Source organism: Clostridium sp. CM028 (assembly GCF_030585565.1).
GTDB lineage: Bacteria > Bacillota > Clostridia > Clostridiales > Clostridiaceae > Clostridium_AD > Clostridium_AD estertheticum_B.
Genome location: NZ_CP077766.1, coordinates 320,517 through 337,818, shown reverse-complemented (window position 1 = coordinate 337,818; position 17,302 = coordinate 320,517). Strand labels below are relative to the sequence as shown.

Here is a 17,302-nt window from a genome sequence, read left to right as displayed (position 1 = left end):
TTCTTTTACTTAAGCTCCTTGAGCTTTTTTATTAAAATTTTGCCAGAAGAATTTTTGGGAAGTTCTTTTAAAAATTCTATATACCTTGGAGTTTTATATGATGGTAACTGATTTTTACAAAAGTCTAATATATATTTAAAATCCATATAGTGGTTATCTTCTGTTAATACTACAAAGGCTTTTATTGATTCTCCTAAAATATCATCTTCCACTCCAATAACTGCACATTCCACTACCTCTGTAATTTGTAATATTATGGCTTCTATTTCCTTAGGGCTTATTCTAATCCCACCACTTTTAATAATATTTTTTTCTCTTGAAACTATATATATATACCCGTCATCATCAACTTTTGCTATATCCCCCGTGTATAAGTATCCTTTCTTTAGAACTTTATCCGTTTCTTCCTTATCATTAAAATATCCCTTCATTATGTTTCCACCCTTGGCAACAACCTCACCCGTTTCTCCAGATTTCACTCGCTTTCCTTCACTATTTAAAACCAAAAGCTCCGTTCCTTTAATTCCACGTCCTATGGAATTCATCTTTTCATTAATTAAATATGACGGTAAATATGATAACCTTGCCGTAGCCTCAGTCTGACCATACATTATAAAAATTTCTACTCCTTTTAGAATACCTATAAGCTGTTTAATAAAATTATCTGAGAGCTTTCCCCCAGCTTGAGTTATGTACCTTAAGGTTGGAAGTTTAGTATTCTTTATATCAGTCATTCTAAGCAGTATTTGATAAGTGCTAGGGACCCCTGAAAAACCTGTGCAACTATACTTATTTATATCCTCAACAACTGTTTGCGGAAACATAAATTTATTGTTAATTACAAGGCTTCCCCCTACCCTAAAGTGTGTATGCAAAATTGAAGTCCCATAGCAATAATAAAAAGGAAGTACTGTTTCCACTCTATCTCGCTCTGTAAGTTTCAGGTATTCTATTATAGAATTTGTATTATACATCAGATTATAATGAGTAAGCATTACCCCTTTAGGATTTCCTGTGGAACCGGAAGTAAAAAGTATTACAGCCACATCTTCTTGTATATCTATATCCTCACTATAATTGTTTTCATGTGCATAAGTAAAATTACATTCAATGATATCTGTATAAATTTCAACGTCTTCACGAACCAATTGCTTTATTTTTTCAATAAATTTATTTTGAGTGAAAATCAGCTTAATATCTAGAGAGTCTACAATATACTTTATCTCATTGCTACTTAAAGCTGGGTTAATAGGAACACAAATAGCTCCACTTTTAATTATTCCAAAATAATTTTCAATGAAAAAATCAGAATTTTCTGAAACCAGAAGTACAGCATCCTTTTTAAAAAATTTCTTGCTTTTTATAAAAGAAGCTTTTTTTTTACATTTTTAAAAATTTCCTCATAACTTATTTTATCTTTAAAAATTACAGAAGTTTTATCCAGTTTTGATGAAAACTCAAAAACATAATCTGTAAATGTCATATCTGAACACCATATTTTTCAACTATCTTCTTAATATCACCTATGGTATACATTCTGGAGATATCCACTACATCTAAAGCTATATCAAAAACTTCCTCTAAACTTGTTATAAGTTCTACATGGCCTAAAGAATCCCAAGATTCTATTTCATCTGGTCCAAAATCATCATTTATGTCCTCTACTTTTTTGAAATCAAATAAATCACATAACACCTTGTTTAGTTTTTCCAAATTGCTCACAATAATTCCTCCTAAATATTAATAATTTATTTTATATACAGCAAGATATATGCCAACTTTTCCATCAAAAAAAAAGATTATACTTCCCCAAGTATAATCTTTTTTTCTTCTTCACTAAAGTGAAAATAATCATATAAATAATTTTCATCTTTACCCTTAAAATCTATAATAATTGGGATGCATAATTTCATTAAATTATTTGGGTAATACTCATAAGCATCTTCACCTAGTTTTTTTGCAAAGGTCTTAAAATAGAATTCATAGATTTTACTATTTAATAGATATAATAAAAAATCATAGGTAAACGGAACATTTTCTTTTAATATCAATGCATATACATCCGCACTAAAATAACTTCCCTTGTCAAGAGCAAATCTATTACTGCTTGCCTTAAATGGAAAAACTATTTTTTCGCCTTCAAATATGTTTTGATCTCTACCCCATTGAAGTTCATACCATTTTCTAATACCCCTTTGGCATTCTCTTCTTTTTAGTAGCTTTTCCTTCTGCAATTCAATATAGGCTATAGCATTATTATAATCATGCGTGTTATGGATTAAATCTGAATATATTATGTAACTATCTTGTCTTGAAACTTCATTTTTTTCTATGTAACTACTCTTAATCCAAGGTTTTATTATATTTTTTTCAATATTTCTCCTTAGAGCAATATCATTGGTTACTACAAACGCTTTGTCACACCCAGTTATTACTCCCTGATAACTATTACAAATATTACTTAAGTGAGTAAAACTTCTTTGCTCTATTTTATTTATTATATTTCTATCCTTTTCATCTATTAGAATCCAACCCTTGTCATTTAATTGACTTTTATTAAGAAGAAAACTATTAAATTCATTCCCACTTTTTAAAAATACACTGTTATAAAATTCTTTTTTATGTTTGTTTTTTACATTAGAAGGTTTTATAATTTCAATTTTACTATCATCATTTTGACAATTCGTTATACACATTATTACAGGATCTATCCCTACGTTTTTAAATGGTCTTCTCCCGTAAAAATCTATAATTTTGTCTATCGTGCATAGTTTTTTTAAAACCTTCCTTAAATCCTCTCCACTAGGTGATTCTAAAAAGTACCTCGAAGTAATAAAAGTCAGCTTTCCCTTCTCGTTTAAGTCTTCTAATGCTTTTTTGAAAAAACAATAGGATAGATCTCCTTTATCTCTATACACTTCTTTATATCGAATTTTTAAATAAGCTGCGTATTCATTATCTATAGATTTTTTACCCACATAGGGTGGATTTCCTATGAACACGTCATATTTATGTTCACTTTCATATAATAAAAAATCCTTGTTAACAACATTACTGGCTATGCTCCCCTGACTTAAATCATATAAATCTATAATCAGGATTTTCACAGCTATATCATCAATATCAAAGCCATACAAATTATGTGTTATTATATGTTCATCAATGCATTGAACATTTAAATTCAACCCATTTTTCTCATTTATTAGGTTTAAATTATCCTTATATAAATTTCTAAGAAATTTAAAACAGCAAATTAATATATTGCCAGTTCCACAAGATGGATCCACAATTTTTATGTACGGATTCTTTATTATCTGTTCTGCTTTTATGGTGTTTTCTATCATATAAGAAGTTATAGGTTCTGGAGTGTATACTGTGCCTTTTTCTTTATTATTTTTAATAAACTCATAATAAACTTCACCAAAACTTTTTTGCTGTGTTCCTTCTATTTCCCTTTTATAATTTTTTAAAGCAGTTATTTTGAACATATCATCTATTGGGCTTAAAATAACATTATGTAATTCACATATTTTCTGTTTTAACAAGTCAAGCATTTATTATCTCCATTCTATATAATTAAATTATTCTTTTGTTAATATCACGACTGACATAATAATCAATATACTTCCAATTACAATTCTAACTGATATAGGTTCTCTTAAAATTAGTATTCCTAGTATTAACCCAACTATAGGCTCAATAGTACTAAGAATTGAAGCATTAGAAGGCCCTACTATTCTAACCCCTTCTAAGAATGCCATTAAAGCCACCACTGTAGATATGAATGCTAATAATAAAATTGCCACAAGTGCATAAAAGGAAATATGCATGTTAAAATTACCAGTAGTGATTGCTGCTATAAACATAATAACAGCAGCTGAACACGAGATATAAAAAGTTAAAACATAACTGTTGATAGCTTTAATTTCTTTAAGAGATACTCCTAGCACATATATTGAATATAGCAGCGAAGCCATAGCTGCCAATATTATTCCTTTTAAATTAAAGCTAACACTTCCCTTATCGATTAAAACATAAATACCTATTAAGGAAATAATTAAAGAAATGATTTTTCTAGCTTTTATCTTTTCTTTATAAAACATATATGACAATAAAGTAATAATAGCAGGGTGTGTATATAAAATCATACTCGCCAATCCAATACTTATATAATTGTAGGACATAAATAAACTACAAGATGTAAGTGAATATCCAAACATACCTGTGGTTAATACTAAAAATAATTGTTTTTTAGTTAATTTTAAAGATATACCTTTATATTTCAAATAATATAATAGCATAATTGACGCAAAAAAAAACCTAAGCGCTAATGTGGTATATGTATTTGCCCCTCCCCTATATGACAATTTTGCGAGTATTGGCATAAACCCAAAAGCAATTGCAGATAAAACAATATATAAAATTCCTTTTGTTTTTTCCATGTTAATCCCCCTTGGTATATTAAATCGTCTTCGCGAAGCTGTGGTCTTAAGTAAATAACAATTTAATAGCTACTAAAATTGTACCATCTTTATGTTAATTTTTCATCATTTAAATAAATTTTTTACAAATAATCGATATATCTATAAACGAGCGAGTTAGCTAACAGATTGCTCATTTAAAATTAATGTCAACTACCCTAAGCCATTTTTAAAATCTTGAAGTATATTATTTTTAATATAGGCACTTTTCCAATAATCTTTACAGCTATTCATAGCTATTTTAAGAACCCAGTTTTAAATCTTCCTTTGATATAGTAAACAAATTTGCATACTTATTTTGTAATATATATTTTAAATAGATTATTTGGTGGGAAAACAAATAGTAAATAAGTTAAGTTATGGTTATACTATTAAAAAAGTGAGGTGTTAAAAATGGCTATAGCCCATAAAACAGTTATTTCATTTGGCCTTGTTGCTATACCAATATCCATGTATACCGCAACACAAGATAACGACATACATTTTAATCAACTTCATAAAGATGACAATTCAAGAATAAAATACAAAAAATCATGTAGTCATTGCGGCAAGGAAATTACAACTAAAGATATTACCAAAGGATATGAATATGACAAAGATCATTATGTAGTCATAACCGATGATGATTTAGAAAAAATCAAAACCGAAAAAGAAAAATCAATACAGATAATGCACTTTGCACAACTTAATCAAATCTCCCCTATTTTTTACGACAAAACATATCAAGCCATTCCTGAGGCTGGCGGTGATAAAGCTTTTGAACTTTTACGTGTAGCGCTTATGAGCGAGCAAAAAATTGCAATTGGCAAAACTGTAATGGGTACAAGAGAGACCTTACTCGCTATAATCCCACGTGAGGATGGAATACTAATCTCGAAAATGTACTATGAAGATGAGATTAAAGACCTTCCCAAATCTTATAATAAACCCGAAATAATAGATGCTGAGATTACTATGGCAAAGGCATTAATTAATTCAATGGCCACTCCTTTTAATCCGGCAGAATATAAGGATGAGTACCAGGTAAAGTTACGCGAGTTACTGGAAACTAAAATATCTGGTCAAGAGATCGTTGCTTCCAAACCCGAGACACCAAGTAATATTATTAATCTTATGGACGCATTAAAAGCAAGCATCGAGCAAAATAAAGTAAAAGAAACTCCAACAAATAAAGAAAAACGTAAAAGAACTCCAAAAGGTGCATAATGGATTTGTTTGATAATAAAAACATTAAGCCTATGTTAATCGGTGAAATACAAGAGGCATTTGACAGCCCTAATTATATTTATGAGTTAAAACTTGATGGTGAACGATGTATCGCTTATTTAGATAAGGACATGACAGAACTACGTAACAAACGAAATATAAAGATGCTTGTAAAGGTACCAGAATTGTCGAATATACACAAGCAGATAAATCACCGTTGCATTTTAGATGGTGAGTTAATCGTTATTAAAGACGGCAAACCAGACTTTTATGAAATTCAAAGGCGATCTCTGATGTCAAATACCTTTAAAATACAACTTGCATCATCTAAATTACCAGCCAGTTTCACAGCCTTTGATATTCTCTACTATGATGATCAACAGGTTACAGATTTGCCATTGATGGAGCGGAAAAAGCTACTTGAAAAAGCTATTAATGAAAATGAGCGCATTGCTATTTCTAGATATATTGAGAAGCGAGGGGTTGAATTTTATAAGATTGCTAAACAAAATGAATTGGAGGGCATAGTAGCTAAGAGTAAGGATAGTAAATATTATCTAGACAAACGCACTAAGGATTGGATTAAAATTAAAAATCTTCTGGATGATGATTTTATAGTGTGTGGTTTCATTTTTAAGCAAACCGGTGTAATCAGCATTGTACTTGGTCAATATTCAAGCAAAGGGTTGGTATACAAAGGCCATGTCACTCTGGGAATATCGACCGGAGACTTTCAATTAATAAAATCCATGCCCGGAATAATCACACACCCTTTTACTGATTTGCCTTCTGGAAACGATAATGCAGTGTGGATACAACCTAGGCTTGTATGCACCGTAAAATATATGATGAAAACAGCAAACGGTTCCTTGCGTCAACCCGTATTCAAATGTTTGAGGAACGATAAAGAGCCTGAAGATTGTATCGTAGAATAATTATTATAAAATTATTTTTGTTTAAACTAGTTTCTATTACTAATAATAAACCTAGTCTCAATACTCATTAGAAAAGATTTCAAGTACTATTCAACATCAACAACTATTATTTTGAATCACTTCCGATAAGTATGCTGATAAACAAAAAATGCAGCCTAACAGAACTGTTAGGCTACATTTTACATTGAAATTTCAAATCATTTCAACTATTTTTTTCCTTAATTTCGTTTATTTTATCGTATTTGCGCATTTCACTGCATTAAACCTATGTACCTTTTACATCTGGCCTTCTATCAATTTTCTTATTTCATTATTTATAACATCAGGAGCAGTTTGATGTATAGCATGGGTTGAACCCTTAACGACCATTTGCATACTATCTGTAGACCAATCTTTCAAGGCTTCCTGGCTATTTTCCCATTCTGCATCTAGACTGCTATTTTCAGAAGTCAGTATTCTAATTGGTATATCTCCTAAATGACCGTTTGCTAAAACGGTTTTTGCATCCGCTCCTGACATGTTAAATTCATCAATAATATTTTTATTATACATAGTTTTTAGAGCCATTCCTAAATATAATTGTTTTAAATTATTAGGCAATAACTTTAAATTTTTTGAGATGTAATCTGTATGGTAAAGTGCTAACCTTGCTATTCCCGTACCCTTTAGCAGCTTATACTTAGATATTGTGCTATTGGGAATTTGCGAATCATTTTTAGCATAGTACTCAGGATTGGCACCATCTATAAGCACTAACCCAGCTACTTCATTTTTATAAATTTGTGTAAATCTTATTAGTGGTAATGATGCAAATGAATGACCAACTAATATATATGGTGATTTTTGCCCTGATTTTATTAGAGCAGTGTGCATTTCCTTTACAAGAGAATCTGTATCTCTTGGCACATCTGTTACCTCACTCCATCCATGTCCTGGTCTGTCATAAACAACTGTTTTATTATATTTTGAAATTTCGTTATAAAGAGAGTACATATCTGCATATGTACTTGGAGTATTCGTACCCGATGAAAAAACTACAGTAACATTCCCTTTACCTTTACTGTAAACATTTATTTTATGATTATTTACATCAATCATTTCTCCTACTGGAGAATATTTTTTAGCATCATTATACTCTCCAATCTTTTCATATAAAAAACCAATTAATAAAATAACCACTATACAAATTAAGACCCTAAATACATATTGTCTGAATCGTTTTACACCTTTTAGTTCGATTCTTTTTTTTTTGTTTGTAAATTCATTTATAAACTCCCCCTTAAAATAAATATAGCTATTCCCAACTTAATATTGTAGCTTTCTTTAGATTACCCTACCTCTAACGAGGAATACAAAAGGCTTATCAAGTTCCACTATTAGTAGATTCAAATGGGTAAGCTTCAATCTTTCATATCCATAATAAGCCCGTTATACCGCAGTACACTTATCTTCATTAGCGGAGATTACAAAGATTCAACTTTCGTTTCTACTTTCCACTTTTCCCCTAACCCAGCATTACTTATGCGAAAGTAATAACATTAGGTAATTAACTCTCATTAAACCTACAAACCGATTACTCAGAGTGCAGTTTCGAGCGGGGATACGTTTAGTAACTAACGCAGTTTCTCACGAAACACTACTATTTAGCGACTTCTTGTCGCACCGAACTTTATGAGAACTACGAATTAAAAACATTTTAAAATAGGGTTGCTTGAAAGCATAATATACCATTACTAAAACCCTTGGTAAGATTTCCTTCATGTTTTAAATAAATTGGATTATCACCATAAACAGGATAAATATATTTTACTTCTATTTTATTTGTTTGAGTTTTGTTACAAAGTTCTTTCAAAATAAACAAGCCTTGCACAACAGGATTTTCAGAAAGATGAATAGAATTAGTATCTCCTGTTAGATGACTAAAATCTGCGATTTCTTCTTTTGAGAAATTACGCCATAAAGTCTCCCCGTCTTGAATAGTTTCTGTTTGAACAGATTCTTTAACAGTTACATTCATCATTAAATATACTGTTAATGTCTCTGCAATTTCATTTTCAATATATCCACTACAGTTGGCTATACAAAGCCTTTTATTACTTTTTACAACTTCATTTCTATAAGTTTCTTCATTTAATTTTAGCTTAAAACGTTGATATTTTGCTTTAGCAATAAATGCACCGTCATAAAAAAAATCTTCTGTTGTAGAAAATGCTCTAAATAAATCTATCATTTTTATTCTCCTTATATCTTCATAATTATTAACTTCACACAAAATTACAACCTAAAGTATATATTTAATAATATAATTATTACCACATATTTTTTGTATTTATTTCTTGGCGTAATTTAAAAAAATTCGAATTAATTATTTTTTATATAAATATAATTTACCATTTTTAGGTCTTTTTATATTTTGTCCATTAGCACCCCTACTTTTAAATTCCTTTTGTAATGTGTTCATAAAGAAACCATGACAAACAATTAATATATTGTTATTTGATTCATCCTTAATACTATCCAAAAACTCATTCACTCGTTTTTGAGTATCTTTTTTATTTTCTATTTGAGATTTGCACTGAAAAAGCCAGGCAAATCTTCCACTTATACACCAAAATATATAAGGTATTTTTATATTGGTATTAAATATCGGGGCCATAGGCACTTCTCTTAATAATTGAGTTTTTATTATTTCACCTTTGAAAATAGATTGTGAAGTTTTAATGGCTCTTGATAAATCACTTGAAAAACATTTATCCCATTTTATGTTTCCTATTTTAAATTTATTTTCTATAACATTACTATTATCATACTGTTTTACCCATTGCTTAAAATCATTTGATGTCATAAACATCTTTGTATAACAATTAACTTTAAAATGTCTAACCAATCCTATATTCATTTCTCCTCCAATAATTCGCAATTTTATGCACTTGTTTATGTATCGTAGAATGTCACGGTAAACGTACTAGTCACCCGGTACGCCCCGTACAGATCCCGGCGTGCGGAAGTACCGCACCGGGCTCTTCAAATATATTCACTTCCGTAATCACTCAAAACAGATTTCGATTCTCATTTGTGTTTCTGCTCTTTCCACTACTCTAGGTTTAATTAGTCCATACCAATTCATCTTTTTATTAAACTCTTCCCAGTTGAAACCCTTTCTTTGACTTCTACGATTCATCCATTTATACAATATTTTTAGGGATGGTCCATAGAACTCACTAAGTCCCTTACTATTTCCTATTACTCCGTAATAGTTGAAATATCCTCTGTATTTAGAATTTAACATTGCCACTATCTTTTTAATTCTCTTATAACGATTTTGTTTACACCATAAATAAACGCCTTTATTGATTTTCTTAGTTTGCTCCTACTAGTTATTCTTTTTATTGTATCTTTTCCTTTAAGAGAAACTCCCCATCGAAATTCAAATCCAAGAAATTCAAAGCTTTTCCTCTCATATTTCCTGAAGCGCGATTTGAAGTATTTCTTACTATAGAAGTCTAAAGTCCAATTTTCATAAAGCCCACTGTGAAAGGTAAATGTTTATACTTTCTTGTACCTGTATGTATAAATCCTAACCCACTGTACCAATTCCTTAATTTCGTACTTTCTTCAATTACTCCAATAGTCATTTTATTACTTCCCATTTCTCTGACTTTATCCATTGCAAAAATAATCATTTCTCTGCCATAACCTTTATGGCGATAGTCTACCAATACAGCAAGATTATTCAGTTCAAAACTCCCACCATCATTCTTGCCAAGTGAAAAATAACCTACAATGATACCATTATCAAGGCACGCAAACATTGGTCGACCTTCATCATACTGCTTATATAATTTTTCAACTTTCATAAAACTTGCATTCCCTGGACAATTCTCTTTTGTAAGATTAAATTCTTGTGCTACCGTTCCAAAACTTTTTCTGATTACTTGTACACAAACTTTAATCTCATCTCTTTCTATCTGCCTTATCATTTTTATCACTTCCATACTCACATTTTATTAATAATCTTTACTTTGTATTAAACTACGAGTTCGACATATCGCCGGTCTTTAACGAAGAGAAATGTCTGTAAAACATGACTTTTCAGCCGACTACGATATTCCCTACACGCATCAATTAACATATACCTTAATTATACTACAAATTTTATCATAATCTCTTTATTTTACCTTTGATATTTCTTTTACTTTTATCTACGATTTAAACTAAAACCGCTCCATCTAAATCACTAGCCTAACAAAAAAGATAGCAAAACCTTATAACAAAGTTTTTACTATCTTTTTCTAATTATCATACCTCTATTTTCTTACGAGTAGCGAACAGCACTCCACATGCCTTGATACGTTAAAAAGAACATATTTTAGCTTTATTAGTTATACTCCTTTTACACACAGTGTGTTGTACGTTGAAGATAAATACACCTCTTCAATTGTATTCTTATAGAAAAGATGCCTATAAATGCAGTGTTTTAGCCGACTGGCTTGATAGTCGAGTTGTTAAATCGGGCTGTTTCGTTGACATAGAGAAATGGTAAGTATAGTATTGGAAGTGAAAAAATACTAGGAGGAATTTCTATGGAAGATAAAAAGTCATTTGGTGAATTTATTACGCAAAAAAGGAAAAAAGCAGGATTGACTCAGAAGAGTTTCTCAGAGAAAATATTTGTAACAGAATCTGCAATTTCAAAATGGGAAAGGGGAATCTCTTATCCTGACATCACCCTTATAAGTGATATCTGTGAGGTGCTTAAGATTAACGAACATGAACTGTTGACCGCCAGTGAAGACCTTCAAACAAGAGCTACTGAAAAATTAGCCACAAAATATATAAAAATAGTAAACAGATATAAATATACATTATTTTTTATGTATGGAATATCTTTATTAGTATGTTTTATATGTAATCTGGCTGTTCAACATAAGCTGTCGTGGTTTTTTATTGTGCTGACTGCAGAATTGATTGCATTTACGTTAACACTGCTGCCTGTTTTGGTGACTGAGTATCGTAGAGAGATCACGCTAGGATCTTTATTTACTTCGCTTGTTCTTCTTTTGATGACTTGCTGCATTTATACGAATGGAGACTGGTTCTTTGTGACATTTATACCGTTGCTGTTTGGTATGACGGCTGTTTTTTCACCAATTGTACTAAATCGCATATGGCTTCCGGATTTCTTGACAAATAAAAAAGCATTGCTGTGCTTTATGGTAGATACCGTATTACTATTATTACTGATTTTTGTATGCGATATGTATACAGGCGGAGGATGGTTCTTAACGAAGGGTCTTCCGATTACATTATTATGTCTGATTGTTCTGTAGAGTATGATGCTTATTATTAGATATTCTAGAATCAATGGGTTACTGAAGACTTCAGGATGTTTCGCTGTAATTTCTGTATTTGAATATTTTATACAAGGTCTGATAAATATGGTATTGGGGCTTGAACCTTCTGTATTTGGATTCCAATACAATTTTCGTGATTGGAGTGACAAATATATGAATGGGAATATACATATTATTATAATCATTTTGTTATTGGGAATGACTGTGTCGTTTGCAATAGCAGGAATTATGAAATCGGTAAATAAAAGTTCTCAAAATTTGAACACTGATTAATAACTCTAGCAATTTTAAAGGAGTATCTTTGATGAAAAATAAAAAAAAATCAATGAAAATTTATATATATATCGGAGTAATTATTATAGTATTGCCAATAATGGCACTTCTCTTTCCTACATGGACTCCGGATATAAAAGGTAAAAACAGTATAAGTGTATTAGAACAAGTAAAGATAAATGGAAGTAATCATGAACTTATGATACGCGGTAATGATAGGGATAATCCAGTTATTGTTTTTGTACATGGAGGACCTGGATGTCCGGAAATACCATATGCTGATAAATACCAAAATTTATTGGAAACCAAATTTACAGTTGTTAATTACGACCAAAGAGCAAGTGGAAAATCATATCATTTTTTTGAGGACTATTCGAACCTTTCAACAGACTTATTGGTTAAGGACTTATTGGATATGACGGATTATATCTCAGCACGTCTTGGCAAAAAAAAGATAATACTGAGTGGCCATTCTTGTGGTACATATATTGCAATGCAAGCTGCCTATAAAGCTCCTGAAAAATATGAAGCATATATTGGCATTGGACAGATGAGCGATACAACAGAAAGTGAGATCGACAGTTTGAATTACTGTATTAATCAAGCTCAAAATGCTGCCAATACAGATGATGTTTTGTATCTACAAGGATTAACTAAAGAAATCAAAAATGGCAATATGTATGCCCCACGATCTTATGTTATTAAATATGGTGGGGCTTCAAGACTTATTGATGCCCCCGATAATAATAGTATAGGTTTTTTATTCAGTAGTGAGTATAACTTGTTAGATGTTATCCGTTATGACTATGGGATATCCTTATCTCAAAAGATTTTGGTAAAGGATTTATTAAAAAATCCTTTACCAACTATAGTAACAAAACTTAAATTACCATGCTATTTTATCATGGGTAAATATGACTATATGACTTCAGCTAGTGCAGCAAAAAAATATTTTGATATGATTAAAACGGATAAAAAAGAATTTATTGTCTTTGAACAATCAGCTCATTATCCGCAATTTGAAGAGAAAGAAAGATTTAATAAATGGATGTGCGATACATTTATTAAATAAATATAATGCAAACTTGAATTAATTTGCCATCCTTACTTACTACAACTTATGTTGGGCTACAAAAGCAACTGGCGAGCTCCAAACCCATTCACAAAGATTGGGGCTTACTGAGAAGATATTTGATTATAAGGATATTATCTATTTTAGATGATATTGAGTAGAGAAATTTAATAGAGTTCGACTAAATTTATTAAAAATCAGTTGTCCAATAAGAATACTTAATTTTCATGTTATAGTTTATAAAATATAAACTAATATTTACAGATATTAGTTTTTTATATATACTTATTTAGTATATAATTTATAAAAATTTATGTGGGTGGGATTATTAATATATGGATAACATGTTTGAGAAAATAAAGGTAAAAAAAGTCGTACTATTTTATATACTTGCAATTATACTAACTTTTTTATTATTAGAGATACCTATTATTGACAATATATATTTGAAAGATAAGTACGTAGCTGAAATTATGTTAAATATTATATTGTTAGTTTTTGTTAGCCTACTGGTATTTAGAGGTAACAATGCAATGAAAAACGATTTAGTTAGTTGCATTAAAGAAATAAGTTATAAAAAGATAGCTCGATTATACCTATTGAATATAGGTCTTTACATTGGAGTAGGTCTTATTTTATTAGTAGGTACACATGTAACTGCTACAGGTCTGACTTTAAGCTATTTAATATTTGGAGTAACAACAGCGCCAATAGTTGAGGAGTTGTTTTTTAGAGGGGTATTGTTAAATAAATTAACATTTAAGACGGGTATCAGACTTGCAATCTTAATATCTGCGACAATATTTGCAATAGTACACTTTGATTTAAACTTTATAGGTAGGTTTTTTATGGGTGTGTTAAGTGCATTATTATATATAGAAACCAAGAATATTGTAAACTGTATTATTTTTCATATGTTACACAACTTTAGCATTTTTATATTTGTTGTTCTATCTCAATATGTTTATATACCTATGTCCAATTCAGATGGTACGGCACAACCTTTAGTCGTAGTTGTAGTTTTTGCATCTATAATCATATCTATTGTAATGAACATTAAGTATATAAAGTATAATTTACCAAAAAAAAGAAGTTAATCATTATAGACGAACTTTAAGAACATTGAAAACCAACTGCATAAATATAAAATTATTTTATCTAAAGGTAAATATTATGAATACTTTACAGGATTATCTAAAATTTCTTGAATTTTATTAAAGTAATGTCCAACATGTGCGCCATCTACCAGTGAGTGATGTACTTGAACAGATAGTGGTAACTTTATCTTTCCATTTTCCTCAAAGTATTTACCCCATGCTATTATTGGGACACTAGCAACAGGGTTCATTTGAATTGGGTGAGTTATACTAGTAAATGAAACCCATGGAATACTTGTAGTATATATAAGGTCATCACGACCTGTTCCATTTCCAATACTTACATTATTTTTTGTTCTTTCTATTTCATTTGATGTGTTAATCTTAAATTCTTTAAATCCATCTATAAATTCAGCTGTACAAAAACTAAATATTTCATTTGAAGTCATTACTGTAAAAGAAGACTGACCATTTCATGTCCAATTATTTTATCTTCTCTTATCCTATAACGAAATTCCTTTATGCTATTTGCTGTTTTTGTAACAACATACAACATTGATATAAAAAACGGATTATCTTTTTCCTTAATAAATCTATAAAATTCAGTAATATCAACATTCCCACAAATATTAAAATGAGGATAATCAAGTTGTTTAAAATAATTGTAATGAGTTTTTCTTTCCCAATTTTCCATGTCTATAAACTTCACCTGTATACCACTCCCCCTAAAAATTCTCCTAAACTTAGTCTTATTCTACAAGTTAGACATATCCCCCGTTATTCTTTAACTGAGGGATAGCTTTGTATAACCATGACCTTTCAGATGCTTCTTATATTCCCTACCCTAATCAATTAAGTGTTAATTTTTTGAGCTTCACATTATAGCCGCAACCTGCCCAAATAATCTATCTCTTTAATAATTCTTACATTTGGTTATGACGAACTATGTTTGCATTACGTTCTAACCTTTTTATTAAAAAAACGCCTACTATACCGGGTATTATTTGACCTATACAAAGACTAATGGCTAATGCGAAATATGGTATATGTAATAGATATGAAAGCCATATAGGTACTAATAAGCCTGGAATAAATACTATCGGAATAACAATCATCCACTTATTTAAATTAAATCTTTTTATAAGATATATTAATGTTGTCGTTATGATTCCCACCATTGTTCCGCCTATCATATCGAATACTCCTAAGCCACCCATTAATGTATTGCTTAATAAATTTGCAACTCCCATAGGAACTATTAAAAATGGATATATATACCCTAAAGCATATAAACTTGTTGCCATCCTTATTTGATAAGGTCCGAATGAAAACCCTTGTGTTAAATACATTATTACTATATACATCGCCATGACTAAGGCTGCTATAGTTAATTCCTTAATTTTTATAATAAACACTCCTCACAAAACTGTAACTTCAATTTTACCTTTTATTAAGTATTATATTATTCAGCAACTTTTATACGCCACCAAATTCCCTCGTCTGTTTCCTTATATTTTCCCATTCCACATTTTTGCAAAACTCTGTGTGAAGCAATATTGTCTTTTTCTGTTTCTGCAGTGATAATGGAAACATCATGTTGACTAATAGCCCACTTACAAATAGCCTGTGCTGCCTCGGTCATATACCCATTATTTTGATAGGTACTATTGATACCATATCCTATTTCAACCTCACCATTTTCATCTGGACATTTCATAAAACAAGCACTACCAATAGCCTTATTTTCTGATTTTAAGATAATCTGCCAATTTGTATACCAAAAATATCTAACTTTATTTTTTACAGCTTCTTGATATAATCTCTCCATTGCTTCTTGCGTATGTCCATCTAAACATTCATTTGAAGCACTTAACTTTAACTCCTTCTCCATTTTATCAATTCCATCAAGCAATAATTTAAACTGGTGAAGTGTGTCAAAGGTATAATTTTTAAACGTTCTGTACTTAACTCCATTTAATTTTCTCCTTTCTATATTAATAAAAGATTCTATTAATAAATATATTAGCTTCGTTATAAATAAACATTGTGATGCAGTTTAAAAAAATTGTGTATTTATTATTCTGCGAACTGCTTTTGCTCTTCAATGTGAATTTCTATTTCATCATTGTTTAATTTACAATTGTTTGGCTAAAAGCCCACTCCTTTAGGTATGGGAATTTCAGATATCATAATACATACCTACTTTCTTCAGATTTATTTACAACTATTCATGTCACCATGTACACACGCTACACATTTCTCATAATCCCACTTATGTTTTCTAAATCTACTGAATTGCATCATACAAATAGCAATGTGCTTTGCCATCTTTCGTATATTCACTTGGAACAGTGCTCTCAAAATCTGCTGTAAAGGTTCTATGTATATCGCCCGATTTATGCTCAGACCATACCTTTTCCCACGCCTTTCTCGTACAAACACTTATTTCTCCGTTTTCATCTTTTTCATCATATTTTTTATAAAAGCCTTTACTTACTTCTGCACCCATCTTTTGAAAAAAGTCCGCTGTTACAGCCATTATCGTTAGGTTCAAAACCTTTGTCCACTTTATTTTCCCTTGACATATTGTGCCCCCTTTTTATTTATAGTATAGATTCTATAGTAGTAACTAATTTATACACCTTCGACCTAACTCTATAGAAATTATAGCATATTATACATATTTCTACATTCCTATAATAGTAAATATTTTCATTTTTTAATACCGGATTATTCAATTTCCAAATTCAATAGTTATGTTGCCTTATATCTTATCTTCCTCAACATTTAGTATTCAAAAAGTAGCAGACCCTTAGAGCAACTTCTCTTAAAATATTCTATTTAACACAATATATTATTAGCCAAAAAACTAAATTGTCTAAGC

At 30.2% G+C, this 17,302-nt stretch carries 19 protein-coding genes and 1 pseudogene; 5 read left to right on the top strand and 15 right to left on the bottom strand.

Annotated elements, in window-relative coordinates:
• Positions 1-5: 5 nt before the first annotated feature.
• From KTC94_RS01625 to KTC94_RS01605, 5 genes are all read right to left on the bottom strand, one after another.
• Positions 6-1,325: an AMP-binding protein gene (locus tag KTC94_RS01625; protein ID WP_258876383.1), complete on the bottom strand. Its 1,320-nt coding sequence runs from the start codon at positions 1,323-1,325 to the stop codon at positions 6-8.
• A 35-nt stretch (positions 1,326-1,360) separates the two neighbouring features.
• On the bottom strand, positions 1,361-1,483 hold the full coding sequence (locus KTC94_RS01620) for a hypothetical protein (RefSeq protein WP_258280665.1): 123 nt from the start codon (positions 1,481-1,483) through the stop codon (positions 1,361-1,363).
• Complete coding sequence (locus KTC94_RS01615; RefSeq protein WP_220285848.1) at positions 1,480-1,722, bottom strand: acyl carrier protein; 243 nt, start codon at positions 1,720-1,722, stop codon at positions 1,480-1,482. The genes KTC94_RS01620 and KTC94_RS01615 overlap by 4 nt, the downstream gene beginning before the upstream one ends.
• A gap of 77 nt (positions 1,723-1,799) precedes the next feature.
• Entirely contained in the window at positions 1,800-3,554 is a 1,755-nt protein-coding gene (locus KTC94_RS01610) for an N-6 DNA methylase (RefSeq protein WP_216303708.1), read from the bottom strand.
• Between the two features lie 27 nt (positions 3,555-3,581).
• The gene (locus KTC94_RS01605) at positions 3,582-4,442 is read right to left on the bottom strand and encodes a DMT family transporter (RefSeq protein ID WP_165413377.1); all 861 of its coding nucleotides are present in this window, start codon (positions 4,440-4,442) and stop codon (positions 3,582-3,584) included.
• Between the two features lie 432 nt (positions 4,443-4,874).
• On the opposite strand from KTC94_RS01605, the gene KTC94_RS01600 reads away from it, so the two are divergent.
• The gene (locus tag KTC94_RS01600) at positions 4,875-5,687 is read left to right on the top strand and encodes a Ku protein (protein WP_216303710.1); all 813 of its coding nucleotides are present in this window, start codon (positions 4,875-4,877) and stop codon (positions 5,685-5,687) included.
• Positions 5,687-6,622: an RNA ligase family protein gene (locus KTC94_RS01595; RefSeq protein WP_220319528.1), complete on the top strand. Its 936-nt coding sequence runs from the start codon at positions 5,687-5,689 to the stop codon at positions 6,620-6,622. The genes KTC94_RS01600 and KTC94_RS01595 overlap by 1 nt, the downstream gene beginning before the upstream one ends.
• Before the next feature lie 276 nt (positions 6,623-6,898).
• On the opposite strand, the gene KTC94_RS01590 is transcribed toward KTC94_RS01595, so the two are convergent.
• From KTC94_RS01590 to KTC94_RS01570, 5 genes are all read right to left on the bottom strand, one after another.
• Positions 6,899-7,801 carry an alpha/beta fold hydrolase gene (locus KTC94_RS01590; RefSeq protein ID WP_304518669.1) on the bottom strand — a complete coding sequence of 301 codons (903 nt, stop codon included), beginning with the start codon at positions 7,799-7,801 and terminating at the stop codon, positions 6,899-6,901.
• A 517-nt stretch (positions 7,802-8,318) separates the two neighbouring features.
• Positions 8,319-8,852, bottom strand: coding sequence for a MaoC family dehydratase (locus KTC94_RS01585; protein WP_220285854.1), 534 nt, complete (start codon positions 8,850-8,852; stop codon positions 8,319-8,321).
• A gap of 135 nt (positions 8,853-8,987) precedes the next feature.
• Entirely contained in the window at positions 8,988-9,521 is a 534-nt protein-coding gene (locus tag KTC94_RS01580) for a phosphoglycerate mutase family protein (protein ID WP_220319527.1), read from the bottom strand.
• A 147-nt stretch (positions 9,522-9,668) separates the two neighbouring features.
• A complete protein-coding gene (locus tag KTC94_RS01575; RefSeq protein WP_369811882.1) occupies positions 9,669-9,917 on the bottom strand; it encodes a hypothetical protein in 249 nt (82 codons plus the stop codon).
• 208 nt (positions 9,918-10,125) lie between these two features.
• Positions 10,126-10,602 (bottom strand): GNAT family N-acetyltransferase, encoded by a 477-nt coding sequence (locus KTC94_RS01570; RefSeq protein ID WP_220319526.1) that lies wholly within the window; start codon positions 10,600-10,602, stop codon positions 10,126-10,128.
• Between the two features lie 603 nt (positions 10,603-11,205).
• Here KTC94_RS01570 and KTC94_RS01565 point away from each other — a divergent pair.
• The 3 genes from KTC94_RS01565 to KTC94_RS01555 all read left to right on the top strand — a co-directional run bounded on the left by KTC94_RS01565 (position 11,206) and on the right by KTC94_RS01555 (position 14,418).
• On the top strand, positions 11,206-11,952 hold the full coding sequence (locus KTC94_RS01565) for a helix-turn-helix domain-containing protein (protein WP_220319525.1): 747 nt from the start codon (positions 11,206-11,208) through the stop codon (positions 11,950-11,952).
• Between the two features lie 328 nt (positions 11,953-12,280).
• Positions 12,281-13,321, top strand: coding sequence for an alpha/beta fold hydrolase (locus KTC94_RS01560; protein ID WP_220319524.1), 1,041 nt, complete (start codon positions 12,281-12,283; stop codon positions 13,319-13,321).
• 335 nt (positions 13,322-13,656) lie between these two features.
• Positions 13,657-14,418: a CPBP family intramembrane glutamic endopeptidase gene (locus KTC94_RS01555; protein WP_220319523.1), complete on the top strand. Its 762-nt coding sequence runs from the start codon at positions 13,657-13,659 to the stop codon at positions 14,416-14,418.
• Between the two features lie 74 nt (positions 14,419-14,492).
• Here KTC94_RS01555 and KTC94_RS01550 read toward each other — a convergent pair whose 3' ends face one another.
• From KTC94_RS01550 to KTC94_RS01530, 5 genes and pseudogenes are all read right to left on the bottom strand, one after another.
• Complete coding sequence (locus tag KTC94_RS01550; RefSeq protein ID WP_253198227.1) at positions 14,493-14,867, bottom strand: CatA-like O-acetyltransferase; 375 nt, start codon at positions 14,865-14,867, stop codon at positions 14,493-14,495.
• On the bottom strand, positions 14,867-15,127 hold the full coding sequence (locus KTC94_RS01545) for a CatA-like O-acetyltransferase (protein ID WP_268064126.1): 261 nt from the start codon (positions 15,125-15,127) through the stop codon (positions 14,867-14,869). The genes KTC94_RS01550 and KTC94_RS01545 overlap by 1 nt, the downstream gene beginning before the upstream one ends.
• 214 nt (positions 15,128-15,341) lie before the next feature.
• Positions 15,342-15,833 (bottom strand): QueT transporter family protein, encoded by a 492-nt coding sequence (locus KTC94_RS01540; protein WP_309550857.1) that lies wholly within the window; start codon positions 15,831-15,833, stop codon positions 15,342-15,344.
• A 47-nt stretch (positions 15,834-15,880) separates the two neighbouring features.
• Complete coding sequence (locus KTC94_RS01535) at positions 15,881-16,309, bottom strand: GNAT family N-acetyltransferase (RefSeq protein WP_258876378.1); 429 nt, start codon at positions 16,307-16,309, stop codon at positions 15,881-15,883.
• Between the two features lie 396 nt (positions 16,310-16,705).
• Positions 16,706-16,969 (bottom strand): annotated as a pseudogene (locus tag KTC94_RS01530) (AraC family transcriptional regulator); the annotation flags it as partial.
• Between the last annotated feature and the right edge of the window lie 333 nt (positions 16,970-17,302).

Coding starts and splice junctions, on each gene's coding strand:
- KTC94_RS01620 (WP_258280665.1), bottom strand. CDS start 1,483: ATGACATTTACAGATTATGTTTTTGAGTTTTCATCAAAACTGGATAAA.
- KTC94_RS01610 (WP_216303708.1), bottom strand. CDS start 3,554: ATGCTTGACTTGTTAAAACAGAAAATATGTGAATTACATAATGTTATT.
- KTC94_RS01605 (WP_165413377.1), bottom strand. CDS start 4,442: ATGGAAAAAACAAAAGGAATTTTATATATTGTTTTATCTGCAATTGCT.
- KTC94_RS01600 (WP_216303710.1), top strand. CDS start 4,875: ATGGCTATAGCCCATAAAACAGTTATTTCATTTGGCCTTGTTGCTATA.
- KTC94_RS01595 (WP_220319528.1), top strand. CDS start 5,687: ATGGATTTGTTTGATAATAAAAACATTAAGCCTATGTTAATCGGTGAA.
- KTC94_RS01585 (WP_220285854.1), bottom strand. CDS start 8,852: ATGATAGATTTATTTAGAGCATTTTCTACAACAGAAGATTTTTTTTAT.
- KTC94_RS01580 (WP_220319527.1), bottom strand. CDS start 9,521: ATGAATATAGGATTGGTTAGACATTTTAAAGTTAATTGTTATACAAAG.
- KTC94_RS01570 (WP_220319526.1), bottom strand. CDS start 10,602: ATGATAAGGCAGATAGAAAGAGATGAGATTAAAGTTTGTGTACAAGTA.
- KTC94_RS01565 (WP_220319525.1), top strand. CDS start 11,206: ATGGAAGATAAAAAGTCATTTGGTGAATTTATTACGCAAAAAAGGAAA.
- KTC94_RS01560 (WP_220319524.1), top strand. CDS start 12,281: ATGAAAAATAAAAAAAAATCAATGAAAATTTATATATATATCGGAGTA.
- KTC94_RS01555 (WP_220319523.1), top strand. CDS start 13,657: ATGGATAACATGTTTGAGAAAATAAAGGTAAAAAAAGTCGTACTATTT.
- KTC94_RS01550 (WP_253198227.1), bottom strand. CDS start 14,867: ATGACTTCAAATGAAATATTTAGTTTTTGTACAGCTGAATTTATAGAT.
- KTC94_RS01535 (WP_258876378.1), bottom strand. CDS start 16,309: ATGGAGAAGGAGTTAAAGTTAAGTGCTTCAAATGAATGTTTAGATGGA.